Origin of the sequence: Polaromonas sp., from assembly GCF_029945895.1 — a bacterium.
Classification (GTDB): domain Bacteria; phylum Pseudomonadota; class Gammaproteobacteria; order Burkholderiales; family Burkholderiaceae_C; genus Polaromonas.
Genome location: NZ_JAQSDL010000092.1, coordinates 71111 through 96896, shown reverse-complemented (window position 1 = coordinate 96896; position 25786 = coordinate 71111). Strand labels below are relative to the sequence as shown.

Below are 25786 nucleotides of genomic sequence, written 5' to 3'. Positions count from 1 at the left end.
ACCCGCGGCCCCGGCTGGTCTGAATACCTCCCTGGGGCGCCCAACACGGTTCGGTCTCTTGTGGCGTTTCTGGTTGCTATGTTTTTCATAGCTGCTGGCGCACGTCCGGCATGGGCTGGCGGCTGTTTTGATGCTCAAGGCAAACCCGGCAAGCCGGTGTACCTGACGCTGGACACCGGCCACATGGAAGTGGCGCCGCTGATCGCGGACATTCTCGCCAAACACCAGGTCAAGGTCACCTTTTTTGCTGCCAACGAGCGGACAAAAACCGGCGACGGCAGCCTGGGTGCAGCCTGGGCGCCCTGGTGGAAGGCCCGCGCCGCCGAGGGCCATGAGTTTGCCTCCCACACCTGGGACCACAGCTACTGGCGCGCCGACGTGCGGCCGGCGGCGGGCGGGCCGGTGCAGTTCAGGATCAAGCCCTCGGCCGGCCCGTCCGAGGGCCGGGAAGCCACCTGGACGGCCGCGCAGTATTGCGAAGAGATCGGTCGTGCCAGCGCGAGGTTGGAAACCATCACCGGCAAGAAGCCGCTGCCACTGTTCCGGGCACCGGGCGGCAAGACCTCGCCGGCCTTGCTGGCGGCGGCCAAAGCCTGCGGCTACGAACATGTGGGCTGGTCGCCCGCCGGCTTTCTGGGCGACGAATTGCCCAGCGGCACCTATCCCAACGAGCTGCTGCTGAAAAAGGCGCTGCGGGACATCCGGCCCGGCGACATTTTGCTGGCGCACCTGGGCATCTGGTCGCGCCAGGACCCCTGGGCGCCCGCGGTGCTGGAGCCGCTGATCGTCGGGCTGAAGGAGCGCGGCTTCTGTTTTGCGACGCTGCGCGAGCACCCGCGCTACCAGGCCTGGGTCGGACGCAGCGGGCCCGTCACGGCGCCCCCCGCGGCAAAATAGCACCATGGACAGCTTGATCGACCCGGTGAGCAACGCCTTTTCTGCCGTGCAGCAATGGCTGTTCGAAACTGTGGTGCAGCCGGCCCTCTTTGCGCTGGGCCTGGCCAACTTTCTGGAGGACGCCTTTCTGGGAACGGCCTGGTTCATGGTCGGCGTCCTTCAGATCCTGGTGTTGCTGTTGGTGTTCGGCCCGCTGCAGCGCTGGCGGCCGGTGGAGCCGGTGCAGGACCGCGCCACCGTGCGCACCGATATCCTGTACACCCTGATCCACCGTCTCGGCCTGTTTCGCATTGCGCTGTTCCTCACGCTGGAGCCGGTTTTTGACGAGCTGTTTGGTGTCCTGCGCACCGCCGGTTACGGCACTTTTCACCTCGACCAGCTCTGGCCCGGCGTGACCGACGGCGCGGTGGCAAGCTTCCTGATCTACCTGGTGGCGTTTGACTTCCTGGGCTACTGGATTCACCGCGGCCAGCATCAACTCGATATCTGGTGGCGCCTGCATTCGCTGCACCATGCCCAGCGCCAGATGACGATGTGGAGCGACAACCGCAACCACTTGCTCGACGACATCGCGGTCGACTGCCTGCTGGTGCTGGCCGCGCAGCTGATCGGTGTGGCGCCCGGCCAGTTCATCGCCATCGTGGCGCTGACCCAGCTCAGCGAAAGCCTGCAGCATGCCAATGTGCGGCTGTGGTTCGGGCGAGTGGGCGAGCGCCTCTGGGTCAGCCCGCGTTTTCACCGGATGCACCACAGCATAGGCACCGGCCATGAGCCGGCGGGCAACAACACCGCCAGGGGCCACAACTTCGGGGTGTTGCTGCCCTGGTGGGACCTGTTTTTCGGCACCGCCAACTTCGAGGGGCGTTACGAGCCGACCGGCATACGCGACCAGGTCGAGCAGTCGCGCGACTACGGCCGCGGTTTCTGGTCGCAGCAGTGGCTGGGGCTGAAACGCCTGTTTAACAAGGCCTGAACCTGGCGGGGTGCATCTTCGTCTTCATTCAAGCAGGGGCCGCGGGTCGGGCTTTGCCGGCCCGCAGGCGCAGCGGCCCCCTCGTGGGCAGGGCGCTACACGCAGTGAGCGACCGTGGGGGCTACACTAAGTTATGAGCAAACTCCTGGACTCTTTCTGGCGCGCGGTGGCGTACTGCCTGCACCCGCGGGTGATTGCGCTGTCGTTTTTGCCGCTGATCATCATGGTCGTCATCTCGCTCGGGCTGGGCTACTTCTTCTGGGAAGACGCCCTGGCCGCCGTGCGCAGTGGCCTGGAAAGTTATGAGCTGCTGAGCACCATGGCGCGCTGGCTCGAGGGCCTGGGGCTGGGCAACCTGCGGGTGGTGCTGGCACCTGCGCTGCTGCTTTTCATGGCGATTCCGGTGATCGTGATTGCTGCGCTGCTGTTTGTCGCGCTGCTGATGACGCCGGCCATGGTCGCGCTGGTAGCCGAGCGCCGTTTTCCGATGCTGGAGCGGAAGAAGGGCGGTTCCCTCATCGCCAGCCTGTTCTGGTCGCTCAGCTCGACCCTGCTGGCCGCCATCGCGCTGGTCGTCTCGATGCCGCTGTGGCTGGTCCCGCCGCTGATCCTGATCCTGCCGCCGCTGATCTGGGGTTGGCTGACCTACCGCGTGATGGCTTACGACGCGCTGGTTGACCATGCGAGCGCCGAAGAACGGCGCGAATTGTTTCGCCGCCACCGCGGCAGCCTGCTGGGCATCGGCGTGCTCAGCGGCTACCTGGGCGCCGCGCCCAGCCTGATCTGGGCCTCAGGCGCGATGTTCATCGCCATGGCGCCCATTCTTGTGCCGGTGGCGATCTGGATCTACACCCTGGTGTTTGCCTTTTCGTCCCTCTGGTTTTCCCACTACTGCCTGGCGGCGCTGGAGCAGCTTCGCAAACAGAACAATGCCCTGGCCCCCGACGCCCTTGCGCAGGACGCTATTGAAACGATAGCTGACGAACTTCTGCCCCAGGGCTCCACGGGGCCTGCGCCGACACTGGGGGCACCGGGTGGTCGGCCCGGCTCCCTGCCATGATTTTCCTGTTACTGCCATGACCACACACTTCGGACTCATCATCGTCGGCGACGAAATCCTGTCGGGCAAACGCGCCGACAAACACCTGCCCAAGGTCATTGAACTGCTGGCGGCACGCGGCCTGCCGCTCAGTTATGCCGATTACGTGGGCGACGACCCCGAACGCATCACGGCCACGCTGGCGCGCGCTTTTGCCGCCGCACGGGCCTCGGGTGATGTGGTCTTTTGCACCGGCGGCATTGGTGCCACACCGGACGACCATACCCGCCAGTGCGCCGCCCGTGCGCTGGGCGTGGAACTGGCGCTTCACCCCGAGGCCGAGCGCCTGATCCGGGAGCGCATGCAGGACATCGCCAGGGAGCAGGGCGTGCCCTATGAGCCGGACCGGCACGACAACATCCACCGCCTGAACATGGGCATGTTTCCGGCCGGCGCCGCCATCATTCCCAACCCCTACAACAAGATCCCGGGTTTCAGTGTCCAAGCCGGGGTGGGCGCCGTTCACTTCATGCCGGGGTTTCCCGTCATGGCCTGGCCCATGGTCGAATGGCTGCTGGACACGCACTATGCGGGCTTGCACCAAAAATTGGCTTATTCGGAAAAGTCGGTCATCGTCATGGGGGCGATGGAAGCCGCGTTGACGCCTCTGATGCTCGACATCGAGGCCCGCCACAGCGGGGTCAAGGTGTTCAGCCTGCCCAGCGTGGACCACCCCGAGTACGGCCGGCATATCGAGCTGGGCGTCAAGGGCGCCCCCGATGCTGTCAACGCGGCCTACCCGGCGCTGCTGGCGGGGCTGCACACTTTTGATGCCAAGTTGGGCCCTGAATTGGTGCGGTGATAAATTGCACCGATAAGGTGCAGATCTATTTTTGCACTTTCGTGGTGCGTTAATTTTCTCGCCGCTTTTGCGGCTTTGCCAGGCCGCCCGCCCCCAAACAGAGGCCGGATGACGGCACAATCAGGGGCTTGGCTTTAAATCACCGGCAAACACCCGCGAGGGAGGTTTGGCACAAAAAGTGCATTCGACCACGCCGAAACAATTTTTTAACCACCATCCAGCAACAGGAGATTCTGATGGCAAAGACCGTCGCAGACGTCATGAAAATGGTCAAGGAAAACGAAGTCAAGTTTGTTGACTTCCGTTTTACCGACACCCGGGGCAAAGAGCAGCACGTGACCGTGCCTGTGTCCCACTTTGACGAAGACAAATTCACTTCGGGCCATGCCTTTGACGGCTCTTCTGTTGCCGGCTGGAAAGGCATTGAAGCTTCCGACATGCAGCTGATGCCTGACCCGAAGACGGCCAACATCGACCCGTTCTTCGAAGAAACCACGCTGTTCATGAGCTGCGACGTGCTCGAACCCAGCGACGGCAAGGCCTATGACCGCGACCCGCGCTCCATCGCACAGCGCGCCGAGGCCTACCTCAAGGCTTCCGGCCTGGGCGACACCGCCTATTTCGGTCCCGAGCCGGAATTTTTCATCTTCGACGACGTGCGCTGGAACACCGACATGTCGGGCACCTTCTTCAAGATCGAAGAATACGAAGCCCCCTGGAATTCGGGCGCCAAGCTCGAAGGCGGCAACCGCGGCCACCGTCCCACCGTCAAGGGCGGCTACTTCCCCGTGCCCCCGGTCGACAGCACGCAGGACATGCGCGCCGAGATGTCCCTGATCCTCGAATCGCTGGGCATCCCCGTTGAGGTGTTCCACCACGAAGTGGCTGGCGCCGGCCAGAATGAAATCGGCACCAAGTTCAGCACGCTGGTCCAGCGCGCCGACTGGACGCAGATCCTCAAATACGTGGTGCAGAACGTGGCCAATGCCTACGGCAAAACCGCCACCTTCATGCCCAAGCCCATCGTGGGCGACAACGGCTCTGGCATGCACGTGCACCAGTCGATCTGGAAAGACGGCAAGAACCTGTTTGCCGGCGACGGTTACGCCGGCCTGTCTGATTTCGCGCTTTACTACATAGGCGGCATCATCAAGCACGCACGCGCACTGAACGCCATCACCAACCCCGGCACCAACAGCTACAAGCGCCTGGTTCCTGGTTACGAGGCGCCGGTCAAGCTGGCCTACTCGGCGAAAAACCGCTCGGCTTCGATCCGCATTCCCTACGTGGCCAACCCCAAGGGCCGCCGTATCGAGGCACGTTTCCCCGATCCACTGATGAACCCGTACCTCGGTTTCTCGGCCCTGATGATGGCCGGCCTGGACGGCGTGGAAAACAAGATCCATCCGGGCGAAGCCGCCACCAAGGACCTGTACCATCTGCCGCCCGAGGAAGATGCAAAAATTCCAACCGTTTGCCACAGCCTGGACCAGGCGCTGGACGCACTGGATGTGGGCCGCAGCTTCCTGACCAAGGGCGGCGTGTTTTCCGACAGCATGATCGACGCCTACATCGAGTTGAAGATGGGTGAGGTCACGCGCTTGCGCCAGGCCACGCACCCGATCGAGTTCGACATGTATTACTCACTGTAATTTTTTACAGTCTGTGGTCAAAAAAGGACGGCGAAAGCCGTCCTTTTTCATTGGGCCGCATGGTTATCCTGTCGCCGATTTTGCTTTTCGACACCTTTGCGGGATACTGACAGACCGTCCTTGCCCTAACAGGCGCTTGGGGTTACGCATGAAACCTACAGTACTTCTTTCAATTTCGACCCTTCTTCTCGCAGGCAGCGTGTCCGCCGCGTTCGCGCAGGAGCGCATCTACCGCTGTGGCGGCAAGGAAGGCGCAGCGCCCGAATACATCAACAATGCCAAGGATGCGCAGTCGCGCGGCTGCAGGCTGATTGAAGGCGGCAATGTGACGGTGGTCCAGGGTCTGACACAGAGCCGGCCTGCAGTACGTGTTGCGGCAGCGGCGCAGGCATCGCCCGCCGCGACCAACGAAGCACAACGCGCCCGGGACAGCGACACACGCGCCATCCTGGAGTCCGAACTCAAGAAGGCGGAGCAGCGGCTTGCCGAGCAGCAGAAAGAGTTCAACAACGGCCAGCCGGAGAAGCAGGGCATCGAAGGGCGCAACTACCAGCGCTACCTCGACCGTGTGGCTGAAATGAAGGAAAGCATCGCGCGCCACGAGAGCGACATCGCCGGCCTGAAGCGCGAAATTTCCCGTTTGCCCGCAAACACCGTCCGTCAGTAAGACGTTCTGCGTCAGAATAGAAGGCTTGAAAAAGCCCACTCTTTCTGCGCCCACCGCCGCTCCGGCCATCCCCCGTTTCCAGTCCTTTGACCTGCTGGCCACACTGGTGGCTGTCGTGCGCACCGACGGCGTGGTGGTGTTTGCCAACGCGGCCCTCGAAGATGCGCTGGGCACCTCGCGCCGCACCATCGAAGGCTCCCAGCTTCCCGACTGCTTCACCGAGCCGGTCATCCTGCACAACGCACTCGAAGGCGCTGGCAGCAATGAATTTGCCGCGCTCCGTTACGACGCCTGGCTCAAGCCGCTGAACCGCGAACCCATGCCCGTGCACGTGGTGGTGGCGCAGACCGACACACCGGGCGAGGCCATCGTGGAACTGCTGCCGCTGGAGCAACAGGCCAAGCAGGACCGCGAGGAGCGCCTGATCGACCAGGCGCAGGCCAACAAGGAGCTGATCCGCAACCTCGCGCATGAGATCAAGAACCCGCTGGGCGGGATCCGCGGCGCGGCGCAACTGCTGCAGATGGAGATCGACAAGGAGCTGACCGAATACACCCAGGTCATCATCCATGAGGCCGACCGCCTGCAGTCCCTGGTGGACCGGCTGCTGGCGCCGCACCGCCGACCGCATCTGGTGGGTGACGTCAACATCCACGAGGTGTGCGAACGGGTCCGCTCGCTGATTTTGGCGGAGTTTCCGCGCGGGCTGCGCGTCATGCGCGACTATGACATCTCGATTCCCGACTTTCGCGGTGACCGTGAGCAACTGATCCAGGCGGTGCTCAACATCGCCCACAACGCCGCGCAGGCGCTCGCTGACCGGGTGGCTGCGGGGGATGCGCAGATCACTTTCAGGACAAGAATTGCCCGACAGGTAACTTTTGGCAAACAGCGCTATCGCTTGGCACTGGAATTGCATGTTATCGACAATGGACCGGGTGTTCCGGACTCCATCAAGGACCGTATCTTCTATCCCCTGATCTCGGGGCGCGAAGGCGGCTCCGGACTGGGGCTGACATTGGCGCAAACCTTTGTTCAGCAACATCACGGCTTGATCGAGTGCGAGAGCGTCCCCGGCCGCACGGATTTCAAGTTGCTGATACCTCTGCCTTGAACTCCGTTGTCTTCCACAGATAACCGGTAGTACCAAAGGGACAAGAACATGAAACCGATCTGGATTGTGGACGATGACCAGTCCATCCGGTTTGTGCTGGAAAAAGCCCTGCTGCGTGAAGGCCTGCCGACGCGCAGTTTCACCAACCCGCGTGAAGTGCTCAACGCGCTGGAGACCGCCACCGAGGAAGACGGCCCGCAGATTCTGGTCAGCGACATCCGCATGCCCGGCGGTTCGGGCCTGGACCTGCTTGAGAAGGTCAAGGCAAAACTGCCCGGTCTGCCGGTCATTATCATGACGGCATTTTCTGACCTGGACAGCGCCGTGTCGGCCTTCCAGGGCGGCGCTTTTGAATACCTGCCCAAACCGTTTGATTTGCCCAAGGCGGTCGAGCTGATACGCCGCGCGGTGGAAGAAAGCCAGCGCGAGGAAGTGGCCGAAGAACGCATGGCCGCCACCCCCGAAATGCTGGGCCAGGCGCCGGCCATGCAGGACGTGTTCCGCGCGATCGGCCGGTTGAGCCAGAGCATGGTGACGGTGATGATCACCGGCGAGTCCGGCTCCGGCAAGGAGCTGGTGGCGCGCGCGCTGCACAAACATTCGCCGCGAGCCAACGGGCCTTTTGTGGCCATCAACACGGCCGCGATTCCGAAAGACCTGCTCGAGTCCGAGCTGTTCGGCCATGAGCGCGGGGCCTTCACCGGCGCGCAGACCATGCGCCGCGGCCGCTTCGAGCAGGCCGACGGCGGCACGCTGTTCCTCGACGAGATCGGCGACATGCCGTTTGACCTGCAGACGCGGCTGCTGCGTGTGCTCAGCGACGGCAACTTCTACCGCGTCGGCGGCCACAACGCGGTCAAGACCAATGTGCGCGTGATCGCCGCGACGCACCAGGATCTGGAGCAGCGCGTCAAGGAAGGGGGCTTCCGGGAAGACCTGTTCCACCGCCTCAACGTGATCCGCCTGCGCCTGCCGGCGCTGCGCGAGCGGCGCGAAGACGTGTTCATGCTGACGCGCCACTTCCTGCAGCAAAGCGCCAAGCAGCTCGGCGTGGAGCCCAAGCGCATTTCCGATGCGGCCCTGCAGCAGTTGAGCACCTTCAGTTTTCCTGGCAATGTGCGTCAGCTCGAGAACATCTGCCACTGGCTGACCGTGATGGCGCCGGCCCAGGTGATCGAAGCCAAGGACCTGCCGCCCGAGGTGCTGGGCGCCGTGCCCGAGCCGGGCCGGGCGCCGGTGCCCGTCGAAGGCGGCACGGCGCCGCAGCGGCCCCTGTCCGTGCCAGCCGAGTTGGCGCGGGCAGCCGCGCCCGACGTGTCGCATGCCGGCGCCGCAGTGCCACCCACGGAGGCTGCCGGCCAACCCGTGCCGGCGGCCAGCGGCGGCACCTGGGAAACCGGGCTCGAGGCCGAAGCCATGGCCTTGCTGGCGACCGGTCGCAGCGACGTGTGGGATGTGCTGACCCGGCGCTTCGAGTCCAAGCTGATCCAGACAGCGCTGCTCAACACGCGCGGCCGCCGCATCGAAGCCGCGCAGAAGCTGGGCATAGGGCGCAACACCATCACGCGCAAGATTCAGGAGCTCAATCTTGAATAAAGGCCCCCACGCTCCTCACTGCGTGTAGTCGCTGCCCCCCGAGGGCGCCGCTGCGCCTGCGGGCCGGCAAAGCCGGACCCGCGGCCCCGGCTTGCACAGAGTGAGCCTCGGCTGTTGCTGGATTTCGGAGGTTAAAGTTCAGCCATGAGCCGCTTATCCCTCACCCGCGACAAGATCTACAAAACCGTGGCGCGACAGCTGCATGGGCAGGTGCCCTGCTGGGTCTGCGGCGAACATGTGCTCCCCGCGGCGGCCACGCTGGAGCACATCCGGCCCCTCAGCGAGGGTGGCAACAGCCACGCGGAGAATCTGGCCATCAGCCACGAGGTCTGCAACGGGCAGCGCCATGCCAAAGGGGTGATCGTAGAGTCGGTCGAGTGACCGGGGCGCGTGGCCCGAAGTCTATGAATGAAATAGGCCTCCAGCCCTTATGGGGCTTGCGCAAGCAGCTCTGTTATCTATAGCAAATCGAGGTGTGCGACAACCGGCACGTGATCGCTGGGCCGCTCGTTCTTGCGCGGCAGCTTGTCGATCACGCAGCTTTTCACCGCAGGCTTGAGTGTGTCGCTGACCAGGATGTAGTCAATGCGCAGGCCGCGGTTGCGGCGGAAGGCGAACTCGCGGTAGTCCCACCACGAGTAACTTTTCTCCGGCTGTTCAAACAGGCGGAACGCATCGTGCAGGCCCAGCGCCAGCAACGCTTTCAGGTGCTCGCGCTCTTCGCTCGTGTGGTGGATGGTTTCGCGCAGACCCTCGGCGTCGTAGGTGTCGCGGTCGTCCATCGTGATGTTGAAGTCACCCACCAGCACCAGCTTGGGATGGGCCGCGAGTTCTGTCTGGAGCCAGCTGCGCAGGCCGTCCAGCCAGCGCATCTTGTACTCGAACTTGTCGGTGCCGGGCGCCTGGCCATTGACGAAATACCCATTGACCAGCCGCAGCTCGCCCTGCGGCGTGTCCAGCGTCGCGGCAATCACGCGCGACTGTTCGTCGCTGAAGCCGTTGATGTTTTTGACGATGTCGCGCGGTGGCGTGCGGCTCAGGATGGCCACGCCGTTGTAGGTTTTCTGTCCGAAGACGGCGCACTGGTAACCGGCGGCCGCCAAAGCCTCCAGCGGAAACTTGTCGTCGCTGAGCTTGAGTTCCTGCAGGCACAAGGCATCGACCGGGTTGGCGGCCAGCCAGTCGAGCACCTGCGGCAGGCGCACCGCCAGCGAGTTGACATTCCAGGTCGCGATTTTCATGGGCGTTCCAGCGTGACAAAACTGTAGGGGAGGCCGTTCCTGGCGAGGTCGGCGCTGCGGCTGGTTTCACGCCACGTGTCGTTCAGCACGGGCGCATGGGCGTCACCTTCAAAATCCTGCGCAATTTCGGTGACCTCGATGCGGCTGGCCAGCGGCTCGGCCTGCGCGTAAATCTGCGCCCCACCGATGACCCAGACCTCCGGCGCCGGGCCGGCCAGCTGCAAGGCTTCTTCCAGGCTGCCAGCGCGCTGCGCGCCTTCGGCCTGCCAGTCCGCCTGCCGCGTGATCACGATGTTGGTCCGCCCGGGCAGCGGGCGGAATTTCGGTGGCAGCGAGTCCCAGGTCTTGCGGCCCATGATGACCGGGCAGCCCTGGGTCAACTGCTTGAAGTGCGCCAGGTCTTCCGGCAGATGCCAGGGCATGGCGCCGTCCTTGCCGATGACGCCGTTGGCCGCGCGGGCGTAGATGAGGTTGATGCGGGACATGTCAGGCTTCAGGCGGTTCCGCAGACTACACGGCGACCGGCGCCTTGATCGCCGGATGGTGTTCGTATTCGAGGAACTCGAAGTCGTCGAACGCGTAGTCGAAGATCGACGCCGGCTTGCGCTTGATGTTGAGCGTCGGGTAGGGGAAGGGCGCGCGACCCAGCTGCAGCACTACCTGGTCGGCGTGGTTGCTGTAGATGTGGCAGTCGCCGCCGGTCCAGATGAAGTCGCCGACGTCGAGGTCGCACTGCTGCGCCACCATGTGGGTGAGCAGGGCGTAGCTGGCGATGTTGAAAGGCACGCCGAGAAAAATGTCTGCGCTGCGCTGGTAGAGCTGGCAGCTGAGTTTGCCCCTGCCGCCCGGCTCGGTGGTTGGTGCCACGTAGAACTGGAAAAACGCATGGCAGGGCATCAGCGCCATTTTCGAGAGCTCGGCCACGTTCCAGGCGCTGACGATGATGCGGCGCGAATCCGGGTTGGTCTTCAGGGTCTGGATGACTTCGGCAATCTGGTCGATGTGGCCGCCGTCCGGCGTCGGCCAGCTGCGCCACTGCACGCCATAGACCGGACCCAGGCTGCCGTCTTCGCGCGCCCACTCGTCCCAGATGGTGACGCCGCGTTCTTTCAGCCAGTTGTTGTCGCTCGAACCCTTCAGAAACCACAGCAGCTCGTGCACGATGGACTTGAGATGGACCTTTTTGGTCGTCACCAGCGGGAAGCCTTCGTTGAGGTCAAAACGCATCTGGTAGCCGAACACGCTTTTGGTGCCGGTGCCGGTGCGGTCGGCCTTGAACACGCCGTGGGTGTCCACATGGCGCATGAAATGTTCGTACTGGGAGCGGATAGGGCGTGTCATGGAGGCAACCTGTCGGCTGGAGCCGGAAAAAGGAGGCGGCAAGGCCGCCGTGCAGCTTTTGATTATGCCCGCAGCACCCGCCCGGGGTTCATCAGGTTCTCGGGGTCCAGACCTCGCTTGATGGCCCGCATCAGGCCCAGCGCCACCGGCGATTTGTGCTTTTCCAGCTTGTCGAGTTTGAGGCTGCCGACGCCGTGTTCGGCCGAGATCGAGCCGCCGAAAACCTGCACCGAGTCGTAGACCAGGGCATTGACGTTTTCTTCCTGATCGCGCAGGAAGGCGGCCGCGTCACCTTCGGCTGGAGCCTGCACGTTGTAGTGCAGGTTGCCGTCGCCGAGGTGGCCGAAGTTGACCAGGCGCACGCCCGGGATGGCTTTGACCAGCAACGCGTCGGTCACGCGCACAAACTCGGGAATCAGCGAGACCGGCACCGAGATGTCGTGCTTGATGTTCAGGCCTTCCTCGGCCTGTGCCAGCGGGATGCTTTCACGGATGTGCCAGAGCTGGTGCGCCTGCTGCAGGTTTTCAGCGACCACGGCATCGGTGACGCAGCCTTCTTCCATGGCTGTCTCCAGCAGGCGTTCAAACTGTTCCCGGGCGTGGCTTTCCGACTCGTGGTCGGAGTTTTCGAGCAGCACGCAAAAAGGCGTTTCTGCGTACAAGGGTACCCGCTGTTGCGGAAAGTGTCTGGCCACCAGGCCCAGCGCAAACTGGCCCATGACTTCAAAACCCGTCAGACCCGCGCCCAGGTGGCGGTGCGCCAGCCCGAGCAGGGTGACGGCGTCTTCCATCGACGGCACGGCGGCCCAGGCAGTGAGCTGTGCGGCCGGCAGGGGGTAAAGCTTCATGGTCGCGGCCGTGATGATGCCCAGCGTGCCTTCGCTGCCGATGAACAGGTCGCGCAGGTCGTAGCCGGTGTTGTCCTTGCGCAGGCCTGAGAGGCCTTCCCAGACCTCGCCCTGCGCGGTGACGACCTCCAGCCCGAGGCAGAGGTCGCGCGCATTGCCGTAACGCACGACCTGCGTGCCGCCGGCATTGCTGCCGAGGTTGCCGCCAATCGTGCAGCTGCCTTCGGCGGCCAGGCTCAGCGGAAACAGGAAGCCGGCTTTTTCGGCGGTTTCCTGCAGGGTCTGCAGGATGCAGCCGGCCTCGACCGTCATGGTCAGGTTGGCGCTGTCGATGGCGCGCACCGCGTTCAGGCGCTGCAGGCTCAGCACCACCTGTCGGCCGGAAGCGTCGGGTGTCGAGCCGCCGACCAGGCCGGTGTTGCCGCCCTGCGGCACCATGGACACGCCGGCCGCTGCGCAGGCGCTGACGACGGCTGCCACCTGCGCCGTGTCGGCGGGGCGAACCACGGCCAGGGCTTTGCCGCGTGTGCGTTTGCGCCAGTCCAGCTCCCAGGCGGAGAGGTCGCCCCCGGTCAACACGTGGGCGTCGCCGACGATGGCGCGCAAGGCATCGAGAATCTTGTCCATAGGTTTTTCAGGCAGCCGGTTGGATGGTTTTGACGCCATTTTTCAGGCGGATGCGCACATGGAGGGCGCAGGCGGTGAACAGCAGCAGGCACAGCACGACTTCGGCCATGGCCAGGTAGTTGCCGGGCGGCTTGTCGCTCCAGGCGCGCACCGCGCCTTCGGTGAAATACAGCCAGACCATCAGGCTGAGCCAGCGGTAGGTGTACATGCGGTTTTTCAGCAGGCCGGCCAGCGGAATACACAGCGGCAGCACCTTCAGGGCCAGCAGTGAGCCGCCCGGCCGCAGCGGCGCCAGCCACATCTCCCAGGCCAGGCCGAGAATGATCAGGGCGGCCAGGCTGCCCACGGCGAGCCAGCGCGTGGCGTCAATCTGTGTTGTTTTGTTGAGGGTCATGTTGATGCTTGTGTCGATGGCATGATACCGGGGATGACATTCCAGCAGTCCCTGCAGCAGTTATTGACGGACCTGTCGCGCTTTCCGTGGCGCGACACCGCCATCACGCTGCGCCAGCGTTTTCGAGACGACCACATGGGCCTGACGGCCAGCAGCCTGACCTTCACCACCAGCATCGCGCTGGTGCCTTTTTTCACGGTGGCGCTGGCCATCTTCACTGCCTTTCCGATGTTTTCCAAGCTGCAGGGCGCGCTGCAGGTGTGGCTGGTCAACAGCCTGATCCCCGACAACATCTCGCGCCAGGTGCTCGGTTACCTGACGCAGTTCGCCAAACAGGCCAACAAGCTCGGTGTCGCCGGTCTGGCGGTGCTGCTGGTCACGGCGATTGCCCTGATCCTGACCATAGACCGCACGCTTAACGGCATCTGGCGCGTGAAAAAGCCACGCCCGCTGGCGCAGCGCGTGCTGATTTACTGGGCCGCCATCACGCTGGGCCCGCTGGTGCTGGGTGCCAGCCTGGCGGTGACGTCCTACGTCATCTCCGGCTCGCGCGGCGTGGTGGGCGACATGCCCGGCGGGCTGCGCGTGCTGCTGGATGTGCTGCAGTTTTTTCTGCTGGCCGGCGGCATGGCGGCCCTGTACCACTATGTGCCCAACACCTTTGTGCGCTGGGGCCACGCCTGGGCCGGCGGCATGTTTGTCGCGGCCGGCATCGAGCTGGCCAAAAAAGTGCTGGGCCTGTACCTCAGCAACGTGCCAACCTATTCGCTGGTCTATGGCGCCTTTGCCACCTTGCCGATTCTGCTGGTCTGGATTTACGTGGCCTGGATCATTGTGCTCATGGGCGCGGTGATTGCCGCCTACCTGCCCAGCCTGCTGGCCGGCGTGGCGCGCCGCGGCAGCGCGCACGGCTGGCAGTTTCAGCTGGCGGTGGAACTGCTGCAGCAACTGCACCGGGCGCGCGGGACCGCGCGTATCGGGCTGGAAGGCTCGGAGCTGGCGCGGGCGCTGCAGGTCGATGCCTTGCAGCTTGAACCCGTGCTCGAGACCCTGATGGCGCTGGACTGGATAGGCCAGCTGACCGACCCGGAGGACGAACACGAGGCGCGCTACCTGCTGCTCGCCGATCCGGCCTCCACCGCGCTGGAGCCGCTGCTGGCGCAATTGCTGCTCAGTCAGGACCCTTCCATGCAAAACTTATGGGAAAACGGTCGCTTCTCGGCGCTGCGCCTGCGCGACGTGTTATGAAAATGATAGCGCTGCGGACATCAGCCGCAGGCGCTCACGGGCCGGTTTTTTTTGTCGCCTCGTAACGCGCCCTGTTCTCGGCGTTGGGCGGGTACAGGCCGGGCAGGGCGGCACCCTTGTCCACCTCGCTCATGATCCAGGACTCAAGCCGCTCCTGCTCGGGCGCCAGCTGCAGCATGTCCTCCAGCAGTGCCGCCGGGATCAGCACCGCGCCGTCGTCATCGGCCACGATCACATCGCCCGGAAACACCGCCACGCCACCGCAGGCGATCGGACGCTGCCAGTCCACAAAGGTCAGGCCCGCCACCGAAGGCGGCGCGGCGGCGCCGCTGCACCAGACCGGCAGGCCGGTGCCCAGCACCCCCGCCTGGTCGCGCACCACGCCGTCGGTCACCAGCGCCGTCACGCCGCGCTTTTGCATGCGGGCGCACAGGATGTCGCCAAAAATCCCGGCGTCGCTGACACCCATCGCGTCCACCACGGCGATGCAGCCCGCCGGCATGTCCTCGATGGCCGCACGTGTGGAAATTGGCGAGGACCACGACTCCGGCGTCGCCAGGTCTTCACGCGCCGGCACAAAACGCAAGGTGAACGCGCGGCCCACCAAACGCGGCTGGCCGGTGCGCAGTGGCCGGGCGCCGCGCAACCAGACGTTGCGCAGGCCTTTTTTCAGCAGCAGCGTGGTCAGGGTGGCGGTGGTGATGCCGGAAAGAATGTCCACCGCCCGGGTGTCGAGCTGCATGGGGATGCCCTGGTTGGTGTTCATCAGATCTTGACCTTGCCAGTCCAGATGTCCTTGTACATCACCCAGTCGCCCATGAAGCTGTAGAGCGGGCGCTTGAAGGACGCGGGTTTGTTTTTCTCGAACACGAAGTGACCGACCCAGGCAAAACCGTAGCCGCACAGCAGGCCGGCCAGCAGCCACCACGGGTTGCGTGTGGCGAGCAACGTGGCCAGGCACAGCAGCGAGAGGCTGGAGCCGGCAAAGTGCAGGCGGCGGCAGGTGCGGTTGCTGTGCTCGCTCAGGTAAAACGGATAAAAAGCGGCGAAGCTCTGAAATGTTCTGGCGTCGGCTGCATCGGCTGCAGCGGCTGCAGCAGGGCGGGTGGCGGTGTCCATGGCGTGTCTCCGGAATAGTCCTTGTTGCGCCATGATAACGACGCTCGCGCACAATGGCCGGCATGCCTCCTTCTTTGCACTTTCCCGACGGGCGCTGGGTCGCCTGTCTTTGTGCCGGCTGGTGCGGCACCTGCCGGGATTACCGGCCGGTGTTTGACCAGGTGGTCGCGGCGCACCCCGGCATGCATTTTCTCTGGCTGGACATCGAAGAGGAGGCCGACCTGGTGGGCGAGCTCGACATCGAGACTTTTCCGACGCTGCTGATTGCCGATGGCCCGGTGCTTCGCTTCGCCGGGCCCCTGTTGCCGCATGCCGGAACGTTGTCGCGCCTGCTGGGGTCGCTGGACAACAAGGCCGGACTCGCAGGTTCGGCCGATCCGGCGCTGACGGATCTGGTGCAGGCGCTGCACCGGCGCCTCAGCTCAGCTTGAACCCGCGGCAAACGGCGCGTTCAGAAAGCCGCGGAAACGTGCGCGCCCGCCGCGGGTTGGCGCAGCGGTGAGGCGATAGTCGGGAAAACGCTGCAGAAAGCGCCCGACAGCGATGCGGCCTTCGAGCCGCGCCAGACTCAGGCCGGCGCACTGGTGGATGCCGAAACCAAAGGCCAGGTGCCGGTTGTTTTCGCGCGTCAGGTCGAGTTGTTCGGGGTGCTCAAATTGCGCCGGGTCGCGGTTCGCCGCGCCTATGCACAGCGTGAGCAGCGCGCCTTCGGGCAGGTCCACGCCGCCGACCTGGCAGGCCTTGAGCGCGCGGCGGTTGCCGAGCTGGTTGGACGACTCAAAACGCAGGAACTCGTCAATCTCCACAGCCAAATCGGGCTCCAGCCCTTGTGGGCTCTGCGCAGGCAGCTTCACTTTTGATAGCAAGTGTTCCCGGGCGGCTGGCCACTCCTGCAGGGCGACCAGGGCGTTGCCGATCAGGTTGGTGGTGGTTTCGTGGCCGGCGTTGAGAATGAAAACGCAGTTTTGCAGCAACTCGGTCTCGCTCAGCTTTTCACCGGCTTCCTCGCCCTGGATCAGGCGCGTGAGCACATCGTGCTCCGGATCGCCGGGGCGCCTCCGCCGTTCGGCCACCAGCGTCTGCAAGTAAGCCGTGAACTCGCTGACGCTGTGGTTGCCCAGCGCTTCCTGTTCGGGTGTGAGTTTGGGTTCGAGCGCGCCCAGAATGGTCAGCGACCAGTCGCGCAGCGGGCCGCGGTCGGCATGCGGCACGCCCAGCAGGTTGCCGATGATCTCGACCGGAATCGCCGAGGCAAAGTCCTCGATCAGGTCGCCGCCGCCCCTGGCCTCGATGGCATCGAGCAGGCTGTCCACCAGGGTGACCAGCCCCGGCTCCATGTCGGTGATGGCCCGCCGCGTGAGGGCGCCCATGATGAGCTTGCGCACCCGTGTGTGCAGCGGCGGGTCGTTGAACACCAGGCTGGTGGTGTGGTGCTCCAGCAGCGGCGGGACTTTGCCGTCGCTACCGAAGGGGCCGCCATACTTGGGCGTGAACTCCACCTTCTTGTCCGAACTGAAGGTCTGCGCATCGCGGTAGACCGCCACCAGGTCGGCGTAACGCGTGAGGAAATACGAGCCGTCGGGCATGCGCCGCACCGGCGCGGTCTCGCGCAGCAGCGCGTAGACCGGGTAGGGGTTGGCGTAGAAGTCGGCGGGCAGGGCGCGCAGGTCGAAGCTGGCAGCAATCTCCCGTGCGCGTGCCGGTGACATCGGCGGGGTGATGGTGGTCATGGGTTGCATATTTCCGATTTTGCACGCAGCGGCGGGGTGACCCGGGTCAGAGGTAGGGCGACAGCAGGCCCGTCAGCCGGTCGCGCAGCTGGCCGGCCAGTGGCTGACGGTCCAGCAGCGCCACGTCAAGCGCACGGGCCTGCGCCAGACGCTGGTGCACCAGCACGTCCAGCTGCTTGACCAGCCCGGCGTCGTGGCATTCCAGGTTGTATTCGAAGTTCAGCCGCAGGCTGCGCGCGTCCCAGTTGGTTGAACCGATCAGTGACCAGTCATCGTCCACCAGAAACAGCTTGGAGTGGTCAAACGGCGGCGGTGACAGGTGAACACGGCACCCCGCATGCAGCAGGCCGCCCAGTTGCGGCCGCATCGCCCAGTCCATCAGCGGCAGATTACTGCGCGCCGGCAGCACGATGTCCACCGCCACTCCGCGCAGCGCGGTGATCTGCAGCGTCGTCAGCAAGACTTCGTCGGGCAGGAAGTAAGGCGTCATGATGCAAACGCGCCGCTGCGCGCTGGCCAGCGCGCCCAGCAGCACGAGCCGCATGTGGTCGATGTCGCCATCGGGGCCGTCGGACACGCCGCGCGCCAGCACCGGCCCGCAAGCCTGTCCCGCGTCAAACCAGGTGTCACCGAGCAGGGCCTCGCCGGTGCTGAAGGCCCAGTCGATGGAAAAAGCGCGCTGCATGTCGGCCACCACCGGCCCCCGCACCGCAAAGTGCAGGCAGCGCACAGGATGGGCGGTCTGCAGGGCCAGCTGGTGCCCGGCGCGGATGTTCATGCCGCCGGTGAAACCCAGCGCACCGTCGACCACCATGATCTTGCGGTGGTTGCGCAAATTGGCATAGGCCAGCAGACCGGGAAAACGTGGCGGCAAAAACGCCGCAGCCGTGACGCCGCGTGCGCGCAGGTGCGCCACCATGCGGGTGCGGCTGTAGCGCCCGCCCACGGCATCGACCAGCACGCGCACCGCCACGCCGCGCTCGCTGGCCTGCACCAGGGCATCGGCAAAGGCGCTGCCGACCGCGTCGAGGTCAAAGATATAGGTGGCCAGCGTGATCGACCGGCGGGCGCCGGCGATGGCTGCCAGCATCGCGGGGTAGGCCTGGTCGCCGTCAATCAGCGGCGTCACGGCGTTGCCGGCCAGCAGGGCGTTGCCGGTGGTCTGCCGGGCCAGGCGGTTGATGCCGGCCAGCGCAGGGGTGCAGGGCGCATCGGGCCCGGCGGCGCTGCCGATGGCAGGCGCGCCGCCGTGCGCGCGCTGGTGTTCGCGTTGCCAGGCCTCCTTCATGCCCAGCGCCACGCCGGCGCGCTGGATGCGGTTGACGCCGAGCACCAGGTAAAGCAGTGGCCCCACCACCGGTGCCAGCCACGCCAGCCCGATCCAGGCGACGGTGGTTGATACATGGCGCCGGGTCAGCAGCGCGTGCAGGGTCACCGCCAGCGCGAGCGCCAGATGCAGCAAGGTGGCGAGCACGGGCACCAGGCTCAGGCCCTCTCGCAGGACGCCCGGCAGCCAACTCGGCAGGTTCATGCGCCGCCCGCCAGGGCCGGTGGCCGGACGGGGCAGGCCGGGGCACCGGGTCCGCGCAGGCCGCGCTGGCCGCGCTGGCCGCGCTGGCCGCGCTGGTGCGGGGTGTGCGGAAACGGGGAGAGGTGATCGGTCATGCCCCCATGGTAGCGGCCCGTTCAGGCAGCGACAGGGCGCGGTTCTTCCGGGGCCGCGAGAGCGTCAGGTCCCGGCCGCTACTGCGCCGCCCGAATCCGGGCCGGTGCCGGGCACCTGCGGCCTGAAACCCGCGCGCCGGACGGCACAGCGCATGGCACCCGGCCGGGAATCAGGCTTTTTTCGCCCAGGCGCTGCACCAGCCCTTGGCCGCGACCCGCTTGCCGGCGAACAGGGGGCAGGGTGCGGCCGTGTCAGCCGCCTTGCCCTGGAAGAGCGCGCAGTTGGCGCAGTTCTGGCCGGCGGCGTACTTCGGGTATTTCTTGGTGTCGGTCTTGCTGCCGTCGGCCTTGTAGCCCAGGGCGACAGCGTTGGCGTCGGTGTCCTGGACCATGGGCGCGGCCGCCGTCTGGGACAGCGCCAGGCTGCTGGCCGCCAGCGCTCCGCTGGCGGTGAGGGCGTGAATGACAAAAGTGCGGCGTGAGGTGGAAGTCATGGCAATCGTGGATGTAGTGGGTTATGCGTGATGGCACAGCCACTGTAGCGGCCGGTTCCGCCTGGAACTTGACGCGAATCAACAGTTGAGTGCGTTCATCGGACATCCCCCCGACGCCGGTGCGGCCACGGGGGGGGCGCAGCCACCGCGTCCTGCCCCCTGGCTCACCTGATGTTCAGGAAATCCCGCATCGCAAACAATGTTTCTTCCGGCGCCTCGGTCATCTGGTGGTGGCCGACCGGCAGGTTGGCGACCTGCACGGTTTTGCCGTTGGCCCGCGCCTTGTCGATCAACGGCTGCGCGGCTTTGGCCTGGGTCATCTGGTCCTGCGCACCGAGCAGGAACAGCACCGGGCAGGCGATCTGCGTGATGGCGTTGTCGCCGTTGGCATAACTGTCGCAGGCCTTGAAGCCGCGGTGAAAGACATTGACTTTGGTGTTGCTCGCCAGCACGCGCCGCCCCAGCGCCATGCTGGCGCCATAGACCCAGGTGCCCGGGCCCAGCGCTGACGGTGGTGCGGCCAGGGTGCTGCGCGAAAAAACATTGATCATGGTGAGCGCCTTCATCGGCTCGTTCAGGGCGGCCTCCAGCAGGGCTGGGGACACCTTCATCGGGTAGGCAATACCGACCAGCACCAGGTGGCTCACCCGCTCCTTGAGCCGGGCGGCGGCCTCCAGCGCAATCAGCGAACCCCAGCTGTGGCCGATCAGGGCGGCCCGCTGCACGCCGGCCGCGGCTAGCAGGGCGGCGATGAAGTCTGCGGCTTCTTCCACGCTGGCGGGTGCATCTCCGTCGCTCTTGCAGTGGCCCGGAAGATCCACCGCCAGCACGTTCCAGCCATGGTGGGCCAGGTAGCGGCTTTGCAAAATCCAGACACTGTGGTCGTTGAGCACGCCGTGGATGAAAACCACCGTGGGTTTGGCGGCATCGAAGGGTTTACCGCCGGTGTAGCAGTAGGTGGTGTGGCCGTTGACGTTGAGGATCATGCTGCTTTCTCCGCAGCCTTGAGTGCGCGCTTGAGGTCGTCGATCAGGTCATCCGGGTCTTCCAGGCCGATCGAGAGCCGGATCGTGCCCTGCGTGATGCCGGCGCCCGCCAGCGCCTCGTCGGTCATGCGGAAATGCGTGGTGCTGGCCGGGTGAATCACCAGGCTGCGGCAGTCGCCCACATTGGCCAGGTGGCTGAACACCTTGAGGGTTTCGATGAAGGCCTTGCCCTGCTCACGGTTGCCCCGGATGTCGAAGCTGAACACCGAGCCGGCGCCGCGCGGCAGCAGCTTTTTGGCCAGCGCGTGGCTGGGGTGGGTCTCCAGCATCGGATGGCCGACGCGCGAAACGAGCGGGTGGCTGGCCAGGAAGGCCACGACCTTCTCGGTGTTGGACATGTGCCGCGCCATGCGCAGCGGCAGGGTTTCGATGCCCTGCAGGATCAGCCAGGCGGTGTGCGGGCTCATGCAGGCGCCGAAGTCGCGCAGGCCTTCGCGCCGCGCGCGCAGCAAAAAGGCGCCGACGGTGCTTTCCTCGCTGAACACCATGTTGTGAAAGCCATCGTAGGCCTCGGTCAGTTCGGCGAATTTGCCCGATTTTTCCCAGTCGAAGCTGCCGCCGTCCACCACAATCCCGCCAATCACCGTGCCGTGGCCGCTCAGGAACTTGGTGGCCGAGTGGTAGACCAGGTCGGCGCCATGGTCGAAAGGCTTGATCAGCCAGGGGGAGGTCAGCGTCGAGTCCACCAGCAGCGGCACGCCGGCTTCGTGTGCAATGTTTGACACGGTGGGCATGTCCAGCACGTCCAGGCCCGGGTTGCCCACGGTTTCACCGAAAAACAGCTTGGTGTTGGGTCTCACCGCCGCGCGCCAGCCGTCGATATCGCCGGGTTTGACAAACGTCGTTTCAATGCCGAAACGCCGCATCGTGTAGTGCAGCAGGTTCTGGCTGCCACCGTAAAGCGCGGTAGAGGCAACGATGTGCGAGCCCGCGCCCATCAGCGTCGCAATGCTCAGGTGCAGCGCCGCCTGGCCGCTGGCCGTGCTGATGGCGCCTATGCCGCCTTCCAGCGCGGCCACGCGCTGCTCCAGCACCGCGTTGGTCGGGTTGCTGATGCGTGAGTAGACGTGGCCGGCACGCTCCAGGTTGAACAGGCTGGCGGCGTGGTCGCTGGATTCGAAGACGAACGAGGTGGTCAGGTGAATCGGCACGGCGCGCGCGCCGGTGGTCGGGTCGGGCGCGGCGCCGGCATGCAGGGCCAGCGTGTCAAAGCCCGGGTCAGAGTAGCCAGACATGGTGTCTCCAGAAAAAAGCGGAAGGATCGGTAAAAAACGGCGGTCAGCCTGAAACAACTTGAGGTGGCTTGCGAACAGATTGTGGGCTATATTTGAACTGAAATTTCCGCCGGCCGGCACCGGGGAAGAACCTGCAGACTGCCGAGACAAATTCCTGAAGGAGTGCCCCATGAGAGTCCTTGATATCCTGCGCGTCAAAGGCAACACGCTTTATACCGTCCAGCCCGATGAGCCGCTGTCCAAGGCGACCCAGATCATGGCGGAAAAAGACATCGGCTCGCTCGTCGTCATGGAGCACGGCGACCTGGTCGGCATGCTGACCTTCCGGGAAGTGATTCTGTGCATTGTCAAAAACGGCGGTGAGATCGGCAGCACGCTGGTGCGCACCGCCATGGACGATGCGCCGCTGACCTGCACACCCGACACCGAAATCGATGAAGTCCGCCGCATGATGCTGGGCCGCCACGCGCGCTACATGCCGGTGCTCAACAAGAAGGTCCTCGAAGGCGTGATCTCGTTTTACGACGTGGCCAAAGCGGTGGTCGATGGCCAGAACTTCGAGAACAAGATGCTCAAGGCCTACATTCGCGATTGGCCGGCCGAGGAAGAGCCGAACCAGGCACCCCTTCTCTGACGCGGGCCGGGATGAGCCTTGACGGGTGGGCCAGACGCCCGCCTCCCCCGGCAGGCCAGCGGTGAAAGCCGCCAACCGGCCATGGGTGCAATGCCTGTTGCTACCAATACCATAGCTGTTACCGCCCACCTGTAAAGGGCTGGATGCATATTTTGCTTCAAGAGCATCCCGTGCCGGCGTCAATCATCTCCCGCACTCGCGGGTAAATCTGCGTATTCCACTTGCGGCCGCTGAACACGCCGTGGTACCCCACACCCGTCCGGGGCGAATGCTGCTGCGCAGGTCCTGCGCCACCACCGTCCGGCCGACGGAGCCCGGTCATCCGTACGGGGCGGCGGATCGCGTTGGCCTGGTTCACGTCGCCGTGAACCAGGGCTTGGGGCATGCCCGGTGGACTGAAAAGGCCGGGCGCTTCCCACTGGAACCACTTAACCAGTACTATCTATTCCATAAGCAAAAGTGGAGCTATTCGGCTGACACTTGAAGGGAAGAAAAAAGACATGGCTACTGTGCAATCCGGTGGCGCCTCGCCCCGACATATCCTGATCGTTGAAAACATCACGGCGCAGGCCTTGATGCTGCACCATATCCTCGAAGAAGAGGGTTACCAGGTCAGCACCGCCGACAACGGCGTGGCCGCGCTCGAAATGACGAGAGCGATTCGCCCCGCGCTCATCATCAGCGGGGTGGCCATTCCCGAAATGAGCGGTTATGAGCTGTGCCGGCAGATCAAGGCCGGCCCCGGGCTTTCCCCGGTCCCGGTGATTCTCGTCACCAGCCTGTCCGACCCCAACGAGGTCTTGCTCGGCCTGCAGTGTGGTGCCGACAGCTTCGTCATCAAGCCCTATGAGCGAAGCCACATGCTGGCGCGGGTGGAGCACGCCCTGAGCAACCGCGACGTCGCCCACATGACGGAAGACGGACCGCCGGCCGAGATTTTTTTCCATGGCGAGCGGCACCAGATCAGCGCCAGCCGCACCCAGATACTGAACCTGCTGATGTCCACCTACGACGCGGCCATGCAGCGCAACAACGAACTCCATGAAAGCCGCCAGCAGTTGCGCGAACGCACGGCCGAGGTGCTGGAGGCCAACCGTTTTCTCGACTCGATGATCGAGCACATTCCGACGCCGGTATTCATCAAGGATGCTGCCCAGCTTCGTTATGTGCGTGTCAACTCCGCGGAGGAGCAGCTGACAGGCATCGCGCGCGAGGACATGGTGGGAAAATCCGTCCACGATCTTTTTAGCCAGGAGGAAGCCGACCGGTTTACCGCCCAGGACCACCGGGTGCTGGCCAGCGGCCTCATTGAGGAGATTCCGGAAGACCGGTTTTTCTCGCAAAGCAAAGGCTTGCGCCTGCTGCACACACGCAAGGTGCCGGTTTTTGGCGAAGCCGCCGAGCCCACCCATGTGCTGGGCATCTCCGAGGACATCACCGAGAAGAAGGAACTGGAAAAGGTGATTGCCGACCTTCATTCCGCCCTGAAGCTGCGTGCCGACGAGCTGGAGGCCACCAACAAGAGCCTGGAGAGTTTCACCTCGGCGGCCTCGCATGACCTGCGTTCCCCGTTGAGCATCATTGGCGGTTATGCGGGCCTGCTGGTGAAAAATTACGCCGACCGCCTGGACGAAAAAGGCCTGCACTATCTGTCCGTCATCGGCGCCCGGGTCAAAAGCATGGCCAGGCTGATTGACGACCTGCTGTCGTTTTCCCGGCTCAGCCTGCAGGATGTCCAGAAAACCGAGGTTGACATGAACGCCCTGGCCGCGCAGGTGGTTGCCGACCTGCCGGTCAGCGGCCCGGGCGTCCCCAAACCTGTCATCCAGCTCGGTTTGCTGCCGTCGGCGCCTGCCGACCCGGGCTTGCTTCGACAGGTGTGGGTGAACCTGCTGTCCAACGCGGTGAAGTACAGCAGCCTGACAGCCCATCCGCAGATCGAGGTCAGTGGACGCGTCGAGGGCGCGGAAGCCGTCTACACCGTGCGTGACAACGGCGCCGGGTTCGACATGGCGCACTACGACAAACTCTTCGAAGTGTTTGAGCGGCTGCACACCGACCAGGAGTTCGAAGGCACTGGCGTCGGTCTGGCCTCCGTGCGTCGCGTGGTCACGCGGCACGGCGGAAGGGTGTGGGCGGAAGGCAAGGTGGACCAGGGGGCGGTGTTTCATTTTGCGTTGCCTGTTCAAGGCCGCTGAAGGCCGGGGGTGATGCGGCCGTCGGTGATTGAGGCGGGCACCAGGCCCATCTGGGATAATTCCCCCCATGAGCGGCAACACCTTCGGCACCTTATTCGCAGTCACCAACTTCGGTGAATCCCACGGCCCGGCCATTGGCTGTGTGATTGACGGCTGTCCGCCCGGCATGGCCCTGAGCGAGGCGGACATCCAGGGCGACCTGGACCGGCGCCGGCCCGGCACCAGCAAATACGTGACGCAGCGCAACGAGCCGGACGTGGTGGAGATTCTTTCCGGCGTGTACGAGGGCAAGACCACCGGCACGCCGATCTGCCTCTTGATCAAAAACACCGACCAGCGCAGCAAGGACTACGGCAACATCCTGGACACCTTCCGTCCCGGCCATGCGGACTACAGCTATTTGCAGAAGTACGGCATTCGCGACCCGCGCGGCGGCGGCCGGGCCTCGGCCCGGCTGACGGCGCCCATGGTGGCGGCCGGTGCGGTCGCCAAGAAGTGGCTGCTCGAAAAGTACGGCACCACCTTCCGTGGCTGCATGACGCAGATCGGCGATATCACGATTCCTTTTGAGGCCTGGGAGCACGTGCCGAACAACCCGTTTTTTGCGCCGGTGGCCGACGTGACCAGGCTGGAGACCTACATGGACACGCTGCGCAAGGCCGGCGACTCCTGTGGCGCGCGCATCCGTGTGACGGCCAGCGGTGTGCCGGTGGGCCTGGGTGAGCCGCTGTTCGACAAGCTCGACGCCGACATCGCTTTTGCCATGATGGGCATCAACGCGGTCAAGGGTGTGGAAATCGGCGCCGGTTTTGCCAGCGTCACGCAGCGCGGCAGCTTGCATGGCGACTCGCTGTCGCCCGCGGGCTTCAAGTCCAACAACGCGGGCGGTGTGCTGGGTGGCATCAGCACCGGGCAGGACCTGGAGGTGTCGATTGCGATCAAACCGACCAGTTCCATCCTCACGCCGCGCGAGTCCATTGACATGGCCGGCCAGCCGACCTCGGTCAGCACCAAGGGCCGGCACGACCCCTGTGTGGGCATACGCGCCACGCCGATTGCCGAGGCCATGCTGGCGCTGGTGGTGATGGAACACGCCCTGCGCCAGCGCGCGCAATGCGGCGACGTGGTGCCGCCCATGCAGGCGATCAAGGGTTCCGTGTGAACAG

General features: G+C 64.8%; 28 protein-coding genes. 14 read left to right on the top strand and 14 right to left on the bottom strand.

Annotated elements, in window-relative coordinates; all coding sequences use genetic code 11:
- Positions 1-78 precede the first annotated feature (78 nt).
- The 9 genes from PSV33_RS13825 (at position 79) to PSV33_RS13785 (ending at position 9181) form a co-directional block, all read left to right on the top strand.
- Positions 79-897 (top strand): polysaccharide deacetylase family protein, encoded by an 819-nt coding sequence (locus PSV33_RS13825; protein ID WP_300562734.1) that lies wholly within the window; start codon positions 79-81, stop codon positions 895-897.
- A gap of 4 nt (positions 898-901) precedes the next feature.
- Positions 902-1870 (top strand): sterol desaturase family protein, encoded by a 969-nt coding sequence (locus PSV33_RS13820; protein WP_300562732.1) that lies wholly within the window; start codon positions 902-904, stop codon positions 1868-1870.
- Between the two features lie 133 nt (positions 1871-2003).
- A complete protein-coding gene (locus PSV33_RS13815) occupies positions 2004-2930 on the top strand; it encodes an EI24 domain-containing protein (RefSeq protein ID WP_300562730.1) in 927 nt (308 codons plus the stop codon).
- 16 nt (positions 2931-2946) lie between these two features.
- Positions 2947-3771: a molybdopterin-binding protein gene (locus PSV33_RS13810; protein ID WP_300562728.1), complete on the top strand. Its 825-nt coding sequence runs from the start codon at positions 2947-2949 to the stop codon at positions 3769-3771.
- Between the two features lie 236 nt (positions 3772-4007).
- Positions 4008-5423, top strand: coding sequence for a type I glutamate--ammonia ligase (gene glnA, locus PSV33_RS13805; RefSeq protein WP_300562726.1), 1416 nt, complete (start codon positions 4008-4010; stop codon positions 5421-5423).
- 148 nt (positions 5424-5571) lie between these two features.
- On the top strand, positions 5572-6090 hold the full coding sequence (locus tag PSV33_RS13800) for a hypothetical protein (RefSeq protein ID WP_300562724.1): 519 nt from the start codon (positions 5572-5574) through the stop codon (positions 6088-6090).
- Positions 6091-6115: 25 nt separating this feature from the next.
- A complete protein-coding gene (gene glnL, locus PSV33_RS13795) occupies positions 6116-7204 on the top strand; it encodes a nitrogen regulation protein NR(II) (protein WP_300562722.1) in 1089 nt (362 codons plus the stop codon).
- A gap of 48 nt (positions 7205-7252) precedes the next feature.
- The gene (ntrC, locus tag PSV33_RS13790) at positions 7253-8800 is read left to right on the top strand and encodes a nitrogen regulation protein NR(I) (protein WP_300562720.1); all 1548 of its coding nucleotides are present in this window, start codon (positions 7253-7255) and stop codon (positions 8798-8800) included.
- Between the two features lie 144 nt (positions 8801-8944).
- The gene (locus PSV33_RS13785) at positions 8945-9181 is read left to right on the top strand and encodes an HNH endonuclease signature motif containing protein (protein ID WP_300562718.1); all 237 of its coding nucleotides are present in this window, start codon (positions 8945-8947) and stop codon (positions 9179-9181) included.
- A 77-nt stretch (positions 9182-9258) separates the two neighbouring features.
- On the opposite strand, the gene xth is transcribed toward PSV33_RS13785, so the two are convergent.
- From xth to PSV33_RS13760, 5 genes are all read right to left on the bottom strand, one after another.
- Positions 9259-10041 (bottom strand): exodeoxyribonuclease III, encoded by a 783-nt coding sequence (gene xth / locus PSV33_RS13780; protein WP_300562716.1) that lies wholly within the window; start codon positions 10039-10041, stop codon positions 9259-9261.
- Positions 10038-10526: a dihydrofolate reductase gene (locus PSV33_RS13775; RefSeq protein ID WP_300562714.1), complete on the bottom strand. Its 489-nt coding sequence runs from the start codon at positions 10524-10526 to the stop codon at positions 10038-10040. Before PSV33_RS13775 ends, xth begins: the two co-directional genes overlap by 4 nt.
- A 25-nt stretch (positions 10527-10551) precedes the next feature.
- Entirely contained in the window at positions 10552-11382 is an 831-nt protein-coding gene (locus PSV33_RS13770; RefSeq protein ID WP_300562712.1) for a thymidylate synthase, read from the bottom strand.
- Positions 11383-11444: 62 nt separating this feature from the next.
- Positions 11445-12857 (bottom strand): FAD-binding oxidoreductase, encoded by a 1413-nt coding sequence (locus PSV33_RS13765; protein ID WP_300562710.1) that lies wholly within the window; start codon positions 12855-12857, stop codon positions 11445-11447.
- Positions 12858-12864: 7 nt separating this feature from the next.
- Positions 12865-13251: a DUF2069 domain-containing protein gene (locus PSV33_RS13760; protein ID WP_300516361.1), complete on the bottom strand. Its 387-nt coding sequence runs from the start codon at positions 13249-13251 to the stop codon at positions 12865-12867.
- A gap of 33 nt (positions 13252-13284) precedes the next feature.
- Between PSV33_RS13760 and PSV33_RS13755 the strand changes: the two genes are divergently transcribed.
- The gene (locus tag PSV33_RS13755; protein WP_300562708.1) at positions 13285-14499 is read left to right on the top strand and encodes a YihY family inner membrane protein; all 1215 of its coding nucleotides are present in this window, start codon (positions 13285-13287) and stop codon (positions 14497-14499) included.
- A 34-nt stretch (positions 14500-14533) separates the two neighbouring features.
- Here the strand turns inward: PSV33_RS13755 and PSV33_RS13750 are convergent, their stop codons facing one another.
- Both PSV33_RS13750 and PSV33_RS13745 read right to left on the bottom strand, forming a co-directional pair.
- The gene (locus PSV33_RS13750) at positions 14534-15265 is read right to left on the bottom strand and encodes a ribonuclease activity regulator RraA (protein WP_300562706.1); all 732 of its coding nucleotides are present in this window, start codon (positions 15263-15265) and stop codon (positions 14534-14536) included.
- The gene (locus tag PSV33_RS13745; RefSeq protein ID WP_300562704.1) at positions 15265-15618 is read right to left on the bottom strand and encodes an Mpo1-like protein; all 354 of its coding nucleotides are present in this window, start codon (positions 15616-15618) and stop codon (positions 15265-15267) included. Before PSV33_RS13745 ends, PSV33_RS13750 begins: the two co-directional genes overlap by 1 nt.
- A 62-nt stretch (positions 15619-15680) precedes the next feature.
- Here PSV33_RS13745 and PSV33_RS13740 point away from each other — a divergent pair, with 62 nt between their 5' ends.
- Entirely contained in the window at positions 15681-16049 is a 369-nt protein-coding gene (locus PSV33_RS13740) for a thioredoxin family protein (protein ID WP_300562703.1), read from the top strand.
- On the opposite strand, the gene PSV33_RS13735 is transcribed toward PSV33_RS13740, so the two are convergent.
- From PSV33_RS13735 to PSV33_RS13710, 6 genes are all read right to left on the bottom strand, one after another.
- Positions 16041-17357 carry a cytochrome P450 gene (locus PSV33_RS13735; RefSeq protein ID WP_300562701.1) on the bottom strand — a complete coding sequence of 439 codons (1317 nt, stop codon included), beginning with the start codon at positions 17355-17357 and terminating at the stop codon, positions 16041-16043. The genes PSV33_RS13740 and PSV33_RS13735 overlap by 9 nt on opposite strands.
- A gap of 37 nt (positions 17358-17394) precedes the next feature.
- The gene (locus PSV33_RS13730) at positions 17395-18879 is read right to left on the bottom strand and encodes a phospholipase D-like domain-containing protein (protein ID WP_300562699.1); all 1485 of its coding nucleotides are present in this window, start codon (positions 18877-18879) and stop codon (positions 17395-17397) included.
- Positions 18876-19013: a hypothetical protein gene (locus PSV33_RS13725; RefSeq protein WP_300562697.1), complete on the bottom strand. Its 138-nt coding sequence runs from the start codon at positions 19011-19013 to the stop codon at positions 18876-18878. The genes PSV33_RS13730 and PSV33_RS13725 overlap by 4 nt, the downstream gene beginning before the upstream one ends.
- Before the next feature lie 170 nt (positions 19014-19183).
- Positions 19184-19507, bottom strand: coding sequence for a high-potential iron-sulfur protein (locus PSV33_RS13720; RefSeq protein WP_300562696.1), 324 nt, complete (start codon positions 19505-19507; stop codon positions 19184-19186).
- A gap of 164 nt (positions 19508-19671) precedes the next feature.
- Positions 19672-20493, bottom strand: coding sequence for an alpha/beta hydrolase (locus tag PSV33_RS13715; protein ID WP_300562694.1), 822 nt, complete (start codon positions 20491-20493; stop codon positions 19672-19674).
- Positions 20490-21788, bottom strand: a complete 1299-nt coding sequence (locus PSV33_RS13710; RefSeq protein ID WP_300562692.1) for an O-acetylhomoserine aminocarboxypropyltransferase — start codon at positions 21786-21788, stop codon at positions 20490-20492. Before PSV33_RS13710 ends, PSV33_RS13715 begins: the two co-directional genes overlap by 4 nt.
- A 169-nt stretch (positions 21789-21957) precedes the next feature.
- Here PSV33_RS13710 and PSV33_RS13705 point away from each other — a divergent pair, with 169 nt between their 5' ends.
- A complete protein-coding gene (locus PSV33_RS13705) occupies positions 21958-22422 on the top strand; it encodes a CBS domain-containing protein (protein ID WP_300516340.1) in 465 nt (154 codons plus the stop codon).
- 157 nt (positions 22423-22579) lie between these two features.
- Here PSV33_RS13705 and PSV33_RS13700 read toward each other — a convergent pair whose 3' ends face one another.
- A complete protein-coding gene (locus tag PSV33_RS13700; RefSeq protein ID WP_366945602.1) occupies positions 22580-22744 on the bottom strand; it encodes a hypothetical protein in 165 nt (54 codons plus the stop codon).
- Between the two features lie 178 nt (positions 22745-22922).
- Between PSV33_RS13700 and PSV33_RS13695 the strand changes: the two genes are divergently transcribed.
- Positions 22923-24620 carry an ATP-binding protein gene (locus PSV33_RS13695; RefSeq protein WP_300562690.1) on the top strand — a complete coding sequence of 566 codons (1698 nt, stop codon included), beginning with the start codon at positions 22923-22925 and terminating at the stop codon, positions 24618-24620.
- Positions 24621-24687: 67 nt separating this feature from the next.
- Positions 24688-25782: a chorismate synthase gene (gene aroC / locus PSV33_RS13690; protein WP_300562688.1), complete on the top strand. Its 1095-nt coding sequence runs from the start codon at positions 24688-24690 to the stop codon at positions 25780-25782.
- Positions 25783-25786: the final 4 nt, after the last annotated feature.